Origin of the sequence: Pseudomonas sp. CHM02, from assembly GCF_000612585.1 — a bacterium.
GTDB lineage: Bacteria > Pseudomonadota > Gammaproteobacteria > Pseudomonadales > Pseudomonadaceae > Aquipseudomonas.
The window spans coordinates 20,853-32,901 of the sequence record NZ_JFCA01000004.1 but is presented as its reverse complement, the minus strand read 5'-3'; the positions used below and the strand labels follow the sequence as shown (position 1 = coordinate 32,901).

The following is a 12,049-nucleotide window of genomic DNA, read 5'->3' as shown; positions in this document are numbered from 1 at the left end:
ACATGGCCTTTAATCAAGGTGCGCTGATTAGTTCAGGAACTGCGCGACTTATCCCTGATGAACAGGGCTTGCGGTATGGTTTCGGACCAAAATGTTAATCAATCAGCGGCTACTTAATCTGAAACCTCTACCACCTCATCAATTAAATAGCGAGTACACAAAATGAAAAATGAAGAAACCGTTGAATATGCATTAGATTCAGATATCACTTTTTCCACCACTAATGAAAATGAAGATATCTCCTTCTTCATGGATTTAGCAGATGATGAACTGATGCTTCAGGCTGTTTTTAGTCGCTGTTAATAGCTCGCTGAAACCATGATAAAAAAGGCCACTCACTAGTTTGGCCTTTTTTAAAAATACTAACAGCGACTAATTCAATAAGGATTACTCCCTTGTCAACCTCAAATAAAAACATCACTCTCCTCGAGAGCATTGATGCTAGCAATGCAACACTGTTCCAAAAAAAATATCTCATGAATGAAAAGCCAGTCATCCTAAAAGGAATGGGCAAAGACTGGACTGCTATTAAGCGCTGGTCTGCAGACTTCTTCAGAAATACCTATGGCCACGTTCAAGTTCCTGTTTGTTATTACAAGACAAAACAGCAAGAACTTTATAAGAACCAAGCTAAAATACCTCTAAGAGAATATATAAATTTAGCTGAAAATAACATATCAACTTATGACAATAACGTTGAGTTACCATATTTGGGTGGATGGATCTATCATAAAGAATTTCCTGAACTTCTAGATGATATAGATATGACACTACCTTGCTTTCCTGACAATTGGCTGTACAAACTGCCATCTTCTATATCAATACCACCGACAAATTTAATTATCGGTTATCAACATGTATCAAGCCCTTTACATACAGATTCTTTTTTCGTCAACTCTGTATTAACCATGATTGTGGGTGAAAAAAAAAGCACGAATGGTTTCGCCTTCCCATACATTTGCAGTTTCGAATGGACAAGATTTATTCAATCCTGAAATTGCTAATCATGTATTCGCGCAAGGAGCCGAAATTTTTGAAGGTACGATATCGGCAGGTGATGCATTTTATATCCCCCCTGGTTGGTGGCATAACGTAATCAACTGCGGGTTCACTATTGCAGTTCAAAATCTACATGTAGATACTTATAGATTTCCACTTTTTGAACAGCAAATGCGTGGGTTTGTTCTACCCATATTAAGTAAAATCGAAAATTTAGGAAAGGATGCTAGAAAGGAACTATTTAAAGCTGAAAAAAAATCACCCCCTCCTTTATCTCATAAGATTGGTGGCTTTATTGAGAATGAGAAAACTTATATTGATTTTCTTGAAAAATCAGCAAAAAATTCCAAAAACTATCTAAACAACCACTACTTGAAAAACTCTGTTAGTTAATGCGAAACGTGTTAACCAGAAAAAACCTACAAAAATCAAATATCTTTTACGACTCTTCAATACAGTCAACATATAGCATTACCATGAATTAACTCGGCCGACACACACAAAACGAAAAACAATCAAACACTCTTGGCAAACTGATCCCGAAAGAAAGTTAGGAGGATGTGTGACAGAGACCAATAAATTAATTAGAATTGCCGTGGACGCGCCTCCTGGATCATTAAAATCTCCTCGAAACTATGGAGCTTTACAGTTAGCAAGCTTGGGAGCTCTTCCTCCACGAGCACCATTGTCTGCGCCACTCCCAAACGTTAGCATAGGAGGCGGATGCGATATATACATTAAAGATGAGGGACATACTTATACTCTTTCACCCAAAGCCAACAATAGTTGCAAACTTCATGACATCTCAGGAGCGGATTACTTAAACGGACTTAATCATCTGACTAGCCATGATGTCATTGTCCGTAATCTCATCACGAATAAAGCAACATTTGGGTTAACAGAGAATGGCAGCGCCATTATTAGCTTTCAGGAAAAAGTTTCAGCTTTTGATGGATTGCTATCCTCCCCTGCTTGGATACCGTTTCGTGCTAATAAATGGCCTGGGGCACGACAAATTTGCGAAATTGCCCCCAACCGGTGGGAAGCTTTTTGCCCCGACAACAGCATCCCTTCTATCCTCATAGAAGTTGTTCGAAACCCTGAAGAGAACATCATTCTTTACGACAAAGGAATTATTAATCAAACGGCAGACACCGCCACTCCATTTAATTCAATGCCATCAGTAAATGGACAGCGTATCGTTAAAAAAACATCACTTAGAGGTATTCTTGTTTTTTCAGGCGAGCTTGTTGGGGATGATAAAAAAGCACTTCGCAAAGAAATTAAACACATTTTAAAACAAAACAACTGCGGGGAACATGTAGGCTGGGCAAACGCATCGACACCATTTGATGATCCAATGCCGCTAGAAAATCTAGTCACTCTAGATTGGTCGCCCCTAGCATCAAAAAATGGTCTTATTCTAGCGTTCTCCGATTATTATCCTAACGCTACAGTAGCCTGGTCTATTGCTACGACTCTTCATAAAAACGGCATACTTTGCACGCCTGTTTCTGATAGCTATTCAAACCCAAAAGTTAAAGCGGCTATGCGATTAATGATCGTTTCCGGACCAACCGATGATGCTTGGGGTAGATATGCATCATTAATATTGTGCCCAGCTTGGAGAAGTGAATCACAAGCCCAAAAGCTATATTTTAATACATTAAAATCACCTGAGTTTAGTAATGCGCACAGACAATTACTGGACGACCTATTAGATGACTTATGTCCAGCCGTGATAATTGGTGCCATTCCAAGTATTTGCTTGAGCAACATCAATCTCAAAATTTGACATACCTACTGTGACCAATAGCTAATGCGAGCCATGCTATGAAGACGATAAATACAAAAGTAGATCTGCATATTCCTCCACTGAACAGCTTGAGTAAAGTTTGCCGAGATATAATAAGAACTTTTGGCCTATCTGAAGAAGGATGGAAGGAGTCGCTATCAGATTTAGATCTCCCTACAGACGGTATTATCCTAATAACAGGGGCAAGTGGAGTAGGTAAAAGCCTGCTATTAAAAGATATTTCTCGACATTTCCCAGCGATAAGAAAGATACCAAATCATATCAACAAAGAAAAATCTATCGCGGAAATTATATCTTATAAAGATGCAGGTGAAGTTATCCGCTATCTTTCAAAATTTGGGTTGGGAGAACCACGTATACTGATTAGTCCGTTTTCTCACCTATCTGATGGGCAAAAAGAACGTTTCCTAATTGCGCTAGCTTTACTCCAAGGAGTAGGGCCACTTATCCTTGACGAATTTACTACACGACTGGACAGGCGCACAGCTCAAATTGTCGCCATGACTTTAGGGAAAATCCTTCGCTCTAATAAACAAAGCGCTTTTATTGCAAGTTGTCATGATGACATTGTAGATTTTTTAAAACCTGATATTCACATTGAACTTTGTTCAAATGGCAAGCACCGCATTCTCAATAAAAAAAATATTTCCACAGACGTGTTAGAACACCTAGAAATAAAAATCAAAAAAGGCACCATAGACGATTACAAAAAACTCTCTCGCTATCACTATGAAAACGACAACCCGAATGACATCGAGATGTTAGCGCCTCTAGTTGACCACGTTGTCACCGCTTACTCTAAAGGGGAGTTGATTGGTGTTAATTTATGTATTCGTCCTTGGCCAAAAGCATTTGAAATATTTCCAGAGTTTTCAGAAATAAATAAACATGTATTGCAATCATTTCGAGTTATTGTACACCCACAATATCGTGGCATTGGGCTAACCAAGGCATTAGATATAATTCCCAACACCAATACAAAAATACTATTATCATGGTCTGCATTTTCTTCATATTACTCTTTCCCTATTCTTGCAAACTATCAGCGGTTAAATAGCCCATTTGAAATAATGAGCCCCGAAGAGACATTGCTTCAAGCATTTGTTGAGCCACGACAAAAAAATATAACAAAATCACTTCATCTCATTATGGAGTGCAGTCAACTCTGGCAGGAACTCACAAATACAGAAAAGGAAACACTGAAGACACTAACTATCAATGCGGCCAGTGAAAAAAGTTTGCGTCTAATTCTCTTTCAAAGAAAGATATCTGGTTTGAGTACCTCGGTTAAATCCACCACCCTTATGAGGTCTATTTTTCTAAAACTCTACTCTAAATCCAGTAGTGAGGCTTTACCTATGCTACTAGCTGAAACGGTTTATAGACCAATGGCGATGTTTGTTAAACATATAAGTGACACGAATATAACAGAGGACTCTTCCCTTGCTTAAGAAAAAAGACCATTGGATACTGCGTGGCGATATTGCCATTCTTAGCTATGACAACCAACTTAAATTAATCACAGAAAATGGCATTAAAAACATCAATGTCCATAATTCCGATATTGCTAAATTACTTCACCTTCTTAGTACAACGGGAGTTGTGTTGGAGTTTAATACTGAGCCAGAAGGAAGCTTTCTTCGAAAGCTAAAAGAGGCTAACCTCATCCATGGTGCCCCGCCACATGGGATGACTCCGCTGCAAACCATGCAATGGTCATGGAATGAAGCTATTGCACCAAACCAAGAAATGAGTCAACAGTTAAACAACTCATCAGTAGTAGTGGTTGGATGCGGCGGCACTGGATCTTTACTTGCACAAAGCCTGGCAGGTTCAGGTGTGGGCTCTTTTGTGCTGATTGATTTCGACAAAGTAAGCATGAGCAATCTTAATCGTCAATTTGTTTTTAACGCACAAGATATTGGCCAATACAAGGCAGATATACTTGCTCGGCGATTATTGGAAAATCAAAAAGTCGTAGAAGCTAAATCAGTTATAGCTGAGATAACTTCCAGTAAGCAGTTATCAGAATTAGCCAAGGGATCGGACTTAATAATCTGTTGTGCTGACGAACCCAAAGGAGCTATTCAGAGTCACGTAGCTAACGCAGCATTAAAATTAGGCTCATCAGCGCTGTTCGGTGCTGTTGGCATTAATAATGGCGTACTTGGACCGCTCCTGAAAGATAGATCTTCATTTCAGGCCTATTTAAACTGGATTAGAGAGGTGCGCAGGGTTTGCAAGACAGTAATTGTTCCTGCACGTTTTCCTTCAAACGGGATAACAAATTCAATTATTGCTAACCTTATGGCTTGGGAAGCTTTTCAGCACTTAGCAAAAATTGGCACTTCAAAAGTAGACGCATGCACTTTAAGCTTGAACTTCAGGTCTTTTGAGCTTACAAAAAAACAGGTATTTAAATAAAATGAGGATCTCAAAAACACTAAAAAACAAGAACGACAACCTATATTACTCCTTATCGATACTCATGAATCTTGATGTTCAAAGAAGTTTGTTTGTACTTTACCTGCTGCAGCTTGGTATCACACAAGGAGAGATAGGTATTCTTCAATCTTTTCTATTCTTTTCTTCAGTAGCGTTAGAGATTCCGTCTGGTTTACTCGCCGATCGATACGGCCGCAAATTTTCTCTTATCATTAGCTTCTTAGGATTATTTATAAGCGGCATTGGATTTTTGTTATTTTCCTCTTTTATCCCTTTCGCAATTATATTTTGCTTATTCGGCGCCAGTATCGCTATGGGTTCCGGGTCAGACAGAGCACTATTGTATGACAACTTACTAGCTGAGCATCGAGCGGAAGACTACCCTAAAATAATATCTCGGGCGCGTGCCATTGGTGCGGTTTCGTTAGGTTTATCTATGCTTCTTGGTGGCGTATTGCAAGATACTTTTGACTGGAATATCGTATATATATTTTTTGCGCTATCCAAGCTTATCGGAGCTTTTGCTGTAACACTCATCCCAGAAATAAAACTCCCGCACACCTCACCTAACCCGATCAAGCAAACAGGTGTAAACAATAAAAAAATAGAGGGGATTTTTACTCTACTCATTAATTTTTTCCGTTCTAAAAAAGGTGCCTTCCTTATACCTTTATTTATTGGATATTCTTTATTTGAGCTTTCAACGATTCCTTTGTTCATCTACGGCCAGCCATTTTTTTCCCTGCAGGGTTTGGACGTGCCTATGATCGCTGGCATTTATGCTACGGTTGAAGCTATATCAGCATTAATGTTCATGGTTGCTGGTTACGTTTGCTCCAGGCTCTCTCTCGGCACAATTGCTCTCACTACGACCTGCGCCGTCACCTTTCTTCTTTTTATTTTATCTTTAAATATCGGAGTAATCACTTCAATTGCAACCTTTCTTCTAATAATGTCGCTTCCTGCGATATATGAAACCGCATATGAAACCTATATTCACGACAATATTGAGTCACGTATCCGAGCGTCTTGTCTCTCAGTTGCAAATCTAGTTAACTCAGTCATTATCGGTATCTCTTACACTGTTTTCGGAGGACTATTAGACATGTATGGCTTCTCGCTGACTTTGATCATAGTTGCAGCCACCTGTTTTGTTGGCTTGTTTGGTGTAAGCACAACATTGCTCTTAGGTGGCAAAACAAACGATTTAACAAGACAAGAAGCCTGAATATGGATTTTGGAAATCCATCCGCAGCTTGGCGGTCCTGGTCGAATTTGACATCAAATTTGCCGTTTCCGACCTTGTGATGTTTTTTTCTGAACCGCGACCGCATGAAGGGAGTAGAGTCTTATCCGCGCACTAATGCTCTATGTAGCATCATTCAAAATCAAACTCCGATAATGCCCCGGATTCGACCCCGCCCACTTGCGAAACGCCTTATAAAACGAACTCGTATCAGCAAACCCCAGCCGCGCCGCAATCTCGGCAAAACTGATCTGCGGCTCCGCCAGCCACACAATCGCCAATTCCTTGCGCACACTGTCCTTGAGGCCTTGGTAGGTCTGCCCTTCTTCCGCCAGGCGGCGACGCAGGGTGGAAGCGGAGATGCACAGGCTGGCGGCGAGGCCGTCGGTTTCCGGCCAGGTATCGGGGGGCATCTGGCGCAGGTCGTGCTTGATGCGGGTGGCGAGGCTGTCGGGGTCGCGGTATTTGACCAGGATGTTGGCCGGCGCGTGGGCCAGGAAGCGCTTGAGCTCCTCCGGGCTGCGCTTGATCGGCAGGTCCAGGCAGTCGGCAGAGAAGATCATGCGGGTACGCGGCCGATCGAAACGCAGGTTGTCAGAGAACATCACCTGGTAGTCATCGCAGAAGTCCGGTTTTGGGCAGCGCAGTTCAATCGCCAGGATCGGGATCCGTCGCCCCGCCAGCCAGCACGCGACGCCGTGCACGATCATCCAATAGGTAAAGTAGGTGAACGCCCGGTGGGGTTCGGACTCGGGTTCCAGCAATACGATCTCCGCCAGGCTTTGTTGCCGCACTAACTCAGCGGGCATACGCTCCAGCATCAGTGACAGGAACCCCAGGCCGGCTTCCAGGCTGGTCGCTAGGGTGGGTTGCGCCATCGCGGCGCGGCAGAGAAACGCCAGGCTGCCGGACTTGAGCTTGCGCGGGTCCATGCCGAAGAACTCATCGTCCGTGCGCCGCGCCAGCAGGCGCCAGAGGCGTGCATAGGTCGTGGCCGAGACCCGTGCGTTGGGTACGCCCAACAGTGCAGGGTCAATCCCGGCCTTGCGCAAGACTTCGGCACTGGCCTCCCCCGGTGCGCAGCTTTGCAACAAGGCTTCGCGCACGAGGTGGATGGAGATGGTGTCTTTTTCCGACATGGTGAATCGAGTGTCCAACTGCGCAAAGAATGGAACGCATCATAAGGGGGGATGCGATTTGCCACCACCGTTCAGCCAGGGTTCAGCAAACGTCAAGATTGCTTGTTTAGTAATGAGTATCATTATGTTACAACTTAGGCTCCTATCTAGTTGTGATGCGGTGCCGAATGCTCGTTCCTTTTCTCATCATGCTGCGCGAAGGCATTGAAGCCGCACTGATCGTTGGCATTATTGCCAGTTACCTGCAACAGACCGGACGCGGCCAATGGATGCCGGCGGTGTGGATCGGTGTGTTTCTCGCCGCCGCGCTGGCCCTGCTGGTCGGTGGCGGCCTGGAACTGGTCAGCGCCGAATTCCCGCAAAAACAGCAGGAACTGTTCGAAGGCATCGTCGGCCTGGTCGCCGTGGGCATCCTCAGCTCCATGGTGTTCTGGATGCGCAAGGTGGCGCGCTCCATCAAGCATTCCCTGCACGAATCCCTTGACCATGCCTTGACCGGTTCCAAGCACCAGGTCACTGCGCTGATCCTCATGGTGTTTTTCGCCGTGGCCCGTGAAGGCCTGGAAACCGTGTTCTTCCTGCTGGCCGTGTTCCAGCAGAGCGAAGGCCCGGGCGCGCCGATAGGTGCCCTGCTCGGCCTGGTCCTGGCGATCATCGTTGGCTTCCTGATCTACACCGGCAGCATGCGCCTGAACCTCGGTGCGTTTTTCCGCTGGACTGGCCTGTTTATCCTCGTCGTAGCCGCCGGCATCCTCGCCAATTCGGTACAGGCCTTGCACGAAGCGGGCGTGTGGAATCACCTGCAAACCGTGCTGTTCGACTTCAGCGCCGCCTTGCCCATGGACAGCCCGCTGGGTTCAGTACTCGCCGGGATGTTCGGCTATCAGGAAGCGCCCACCATCAGCACCCTCGGCGCCTACCTGATTTACCTGGTGGTGGCCCTGGTGATGTTCTTCCTGCCTGCCGCGCCGTCCAAGCCGGCCGCCGCACCTTCTTCCGTTTCCAGTCAGTAAGGACCGCCCCTTGTCCAACCCAACCCCTCAACCGGCTTCGCCACCCCGCGCCCTGCGCTGGGCCGTGGCGGGCTCGGTAGTCGTGATGATCGCCGCCGGTGGCCTGTTCTATTACGCCTCGCAATTGGCAGCCAGCAAGCGCCAGGCCAACCACAACGAGATCGCCGTGACCATTCATGGCCACGCCTGCGAGCCGAATGAACTGACGGTCCCCGCCGGTCGCGCCAGCTTCCGCATCATCAACCGCTCCGACCGTGCGGTGGAGTGGGAAATCCTCGACGGCGTGCTGGTGGTCGAAGAGCGGGAAAACATTGCCCCCGGCCTCAGCCAGGTGATCAACGCCAACCTGCTGCCCGGTGACTATGCGATCACCTGCGGCCTGCTGAGCAACCCGCGTGGCACCTTGCACGTGACGCCCACCGCCGAGTCCGACGCACAGGCCAAGGCCAAACCGTCGATGGTGGCGTTTATCGGCCCGTTGTCGGAATTCCGCGTGTACCTGAGCAGCCAAGGCAGTGCATTGGTCAAGGCAGTGACCGCCTTGCAGCAGGCCATCGACAGCGGCGACCTGACTCAGGCGCAAACGCTCTATGTGCCTGCGCGTGAGGCTTACCAGCGACTGGCCCCGGCGTCGCAACGCCTGGCGGAGCTGGACAACGCCATCAACGCCCGCGCCGACTATTTTGAGAAACGCGAACAGGACCCGGCCTTCAGTGGCTTCCACCGCCTGGAATACAGCCTGTTCCAGCAACGCAGCCTCGATGGCCTGGCGCCGATTGCCCAGCGCTTGCTGACCGATGTCACCACCCTCAAGCAACAACTGCTGGCGCAGTCCCTGCCGCCGGAGCAACTGGTGAGCATCGTGGTGCGCAACCTCAACAGCCTGGCCGATGTGCGCGCCATCAGCGGTGAAGAAGAGCGCTACAGCCACGTCGATCTGAATGGTTTCGCCGCCAACCTGGAAGCCGCTCACAAAGTCGTGGAGCTGATGCGCCCGCTGCTGACCAAATCCGCCGCCGACCTGTTGCCCAAGGTCGACAGCGCCCTCGCCGCCTTCGATGCCGAACTCCAGGGTTTCAAGGTCGACAAGGGCTACGCCACCTATGACAGCGTGACCGCCGATCAGCGCAAGCAGATCGCCGACAAGGCCAAGGCTCTGGCCGCTGCACTCGATGGAATCGACCCCGCCCTTGGCCTCTCCGGCCTGCAGTGAAGACGACCGCACACATGAGTGATTCTGAACAATTCGACCTCCAACGCCGCCGTGTCCTGCTGGGCATGGCCGCCACCGGCGCCGCGATTGCCGGCAGCACCCTGACCTGCCCGGCCATGGCGGCCGCCGCCGAGCAAGTCACCACCGCACCACGCAGTGACAAGACCCAGGACCACCACGACTTCTTCGGCAAGCACCAGAGCGGCATCGTCACCCCGCGCCCGGCCTGCGGCATGCTCGTGGCGTTCGACGTACTGGCCAGTGATCGTGAGGACCTGGAGCGGCTGTTCCGCACCCTCAACGAGCGCATCAGCTTCCTGATGACCGGCGGCACCGTGCCGCAAGTCGACCCGAAACTGCCGCCCACCGACTCCGGCATCCTCGGCCCGGTGGTGACGCCGGACAACCTGACCATCACGGTGTCCGTCGGTGAATCGCTGTTCGATGAGCGTTTCGGCCTTACAGCGGCCAAACCCAAGCGCTTGAGCCGCATGGTCGGTTTCCCCAACGATGCGCTGGAACCGGCGCAGTGCCACGGCGACCTGAGCCTGCAATTCAGTTCCAACACCCCGGACACCAATATCCACGCCCTGCGCGACATCGTGAAGAACCTGCCCGACCTGCTGCTGGTGCGCTGGAAGCAGGAAGGCAGCGTGCCGCCCCAGGCGCCGGCCAAACCTGGCGAGCCTGCGCAAAGTGCGCGCAACTTCCTCGGCTTCCGTGACGGTTCGGCCAACCCGAACTCCAACGATGCCAAGGCCATGGACCAGATTGTGTGGGTGCAGCCCGGCAGCGACGAACCGGCCTGGGCGGCCAACGGCAGCTATCAGGCCGTGCGCATCATCCGCAACTTCGTCGAGCGCTGGGACCGTACCCCGCTGCAAGAGCAGGAAAGCATCATCGGCCGCATCAAGCCGACCGGCGCGCCCATGGATGGCGACAAGGAAACCCAGGTCCCCGACTACAGCAAGGACCCGGAAGGCAAGTTGACCAAGCTCGATGCCCACATCCGCCTGGCCAACCCACGTACCCCGCAGACTCAGGCCAACCTGATCCTGCGCCGGCCGTTCAACTACTCCAACGGCGTCAACAAAAACGGTCAGCTGGACATGGGGCTGTTGTTCATCTGCTACCAGGCTGACCTGGAGAAAGGTTTTATCAGCGTGCAAACCCGGCTCAATGGCGAGCCCCTGGAGGAATACCTCAAGCCGGTCGGCGGCGGGTATTTCTTCACCTTGCCGGGGGTCACCGGGCCCAAGGATTTCATTGGGCGCACGCTGCTCGCTGCAACGCACCCTCAAACCACTGCCCATACCTAAAAACACACCCAGAGCGGATACCGTCCCATGAAGAAGTCGACTATTGCGTTGTCGTTGTTAATGACCCTTTCGCCGTTGGCAGCGTTCGCCGCTACCGCGCCGCTGGACTTGGTAGGCCCGGTCTCGGACTACAAGATCTACGTCACTGAAGAAATCGGCGAGCTGGTCACCCAGACCCAGGCGTTCACCGATGCCATCAACAAAGGCGACCTGGCCACCGCCAAGAAGCTCTACGCACCGACCCGTGTGCACTATGAGTCCATCGAGCCGATCGCCGAGCTGTTCAGCGACCTTGATGCATCCATCGACTCCCGCGTCGACGACCATGAAAAAGGCGTGACCGCCGAAGACTTCACCGGTTTCCACCGCATCGAATACGCGCTGTTCTCGCAGAACAGCACCAAGGGCCTGGAAACCCTGACCGCCAAGCTCAACACCGACGTCAACGACCTCAAGACCCGTGTCGACGGCCTGACCTTCCCACCTGAGAAAGTCGTGGGCGGTGCCGCCGCGCTGTTGGAAGAAGTCGCCGCCACCAAGATCTCCGGCGAAGAAGACCGCTACAGCCACACCGACCTGTATGACTTCCAGGGCAACATCGACGGCGCGAAGAAAATCGTCGACCTGTTCCGTGGCCAGATCGAGAAACAAGACAAAGCCTTCCTGGCCAAGGTCGACAAGAACTTCGCCACCGTGGATAAGATCCTGGCCAAGTACAAGACCAAGGACGGTGGTTTCGAGACCTACGACAAGGTCAAGGAAAACGACCGCAAAGCCTTGGTGGGGCCAGTCAATACCCTGGCCGAAGACCTGTCGACCCTGCGTGGCAAGCTAGGCCTGAACTGACCGTCGTAGCGCT

Annotated in this window: 12 protein-coding genes; 11 read left to right on the top strand and 1 reads right to left on the bottom strand. The window is 49.6% G+C overall.

What is annotated here, in order from left to right; translation table 11 throughout:
• Positions 1-162: 162 nt before the first annotated feature.
• From BM70_RS32975 to BM70_RS0103045, 7 genes are all read left to right on the top strand, one after another.
• Positions 163-303, top strand: coding sequence for a hypothetical protein (locus BM70_RS32975; RefSeq protein ID WP_155952114.1), 141 nt, complete (start codon positions 163-165; stop codon positions 301-303).
• A gap of 92 nt (positions 304-395) precedes the next feature.
• On the top strand, positions 396-995 hold the full coding sequence (locus BM70_RS32120) for a cupin-like domain-containing protein (protein WP_081782029.1): 600 nt from the start codon (positions 396-398) through the stop codon (positions 993-995).
• Positions 937-1,392 (top strand): cupin domain-containing protein, encoded by a 456-nt coding sequence (locus tag BM70_RS32115; protein WP_081782028.1) that lies wholly within the window; start codon positions 937-939, stop codon positions 1,390-1,392. The genes BM70_RS32120 and BM70_RS32115 overlap by 59 nt, the downstream gene beginning before the upstream one ends.
• 169 nt (positions 1,393-1,561) lie before the next feature.
• On the top strand, positions 1,562-2,794 hold the full coding sequence (locus BM70_RS32970; protein ID WP_155952111.1) for a hypothetical protein: 1,233 nt from the start codon (positions 1,562-1,564) through the stop codon (positions 2,792-2,794).
• Positions 2,795-2,832: 38 nt separating this feature from the next.
• Positions 2,833-4,266 (top strand): hypothetical protein, encoded by a 1,434-nt coding sequence (locus BM70_RS32965; RefSeq protein WP_155952109.1) that lies wholly within the window; start codon positions 2,833-2,835, stop codon positions 4,264-4,266.
• Complete coding sequence (locus BM70_RS32110) at positions 4,259-5,239, top strand: ThiF family adenylyltransferase (RefSeq protein WP_081782027.1); 981 nt, start codon at positions 4,259-4,261, stop codon at positions 5,237-5,239. The genes BM70_RS32965 and BM70_RS32110 overlap by 8 nt, the downstream gene beginning before the upstream one ends.
• A gap of 64 nt (positions 5,240-5,303) precedes the next feature.
• The gene (locus BM70_RS0103045; RefSeq protein ID WP_256220871.1) at positions 5,304-6,488 is read left to right on the top strand and encodes an MFS transporter; all 1,185 of its coding nucleotides are present in this window, start codon (positions 5,304-5,306) and stop codon (positions 6,486-6,488) included.
• 140 nt (positions 6,489-6,628) lie between these two features.
• On the opposite strand, the gene BM70_RS0103040 is transcribed toward BM70_RS0103045, so the two are convergent.
• Positions 6,629-7,645 carry an AraC family transcriptional regulator gene (locus BM70_RS0103040; RefSeq protein WP_025854636.1) on the bottom strand — a complete coding sequence of 339 codons (1,017 nt, stop codon included), beginning with the start codon at positions 7,643-7,645 and terminating at the stop codon, positions 6,629-6,631.
• Positions 7,646-7,812: 167 nt separating this feature from the next.
• Between BM70_RS0103040 and efeU the strand changes: the two genes are divergently transcribed.
• Genes efeU through efeO (BM70_RS0103020) form a run of 4 tightly spaced genes read left to right on the top strand, consistent with a single transcriptional unit; the run spans position 7,813 to position 12,036 of the window.
• Positions 7,813-8,658 (top strand): iron uptake transporter permease EfeU, encoded by an 846-nt coding sequence (gene efeU, locus BM70_RS0103035; RefSeq protein WP_025854635.1) that lies wholly within the window; start codon positions 7,813-7,815, stop codon positions 8,656-8,658.
• Positions 8,659-8,668: 10 nt separating this feature from the next.
• Positions 8,669-9,871, top strand: coding sequence for an iron uptake system protein EfeO (efeO, locus tag BM70_RS0103030; protein WP_025854634.1), 1,203 nt, complete (start codon positions 8,669-8,671; stop codon positions 9,869-9,871).
• 14 nt (positions 9,872-9,885) lie between these two features.
• Positions 9,886-11,190 (top strand): iron uptake transporter deferrochelatase/peroxidase subunit, encoded by a 1,305-nt coding sequence (efeB, locus tag BM70_RS0103025; protein WP_025854633.1) that lies wholly within the window; start codon positions 9,886-9,888, stop codon positions 11,188-11,190.
• Positions 11,191-11,217: 27 nt separating this feature from the next.
• The gene (gene efeO / locus BM70_RS0103020; RefSeq protein ID WP_025854632.1) at positions 11,218-12,036 is read left to right on the top strand and encodes an iron uptake system protein EfeO; all 819 of its coding nucleotides are present in this window, start codon (positions 11,218-11,220) and stop codon (positions 12,034-12,036) included.
• Positions 12,037-12,049 lie beyond the last annotated feature (13 nt).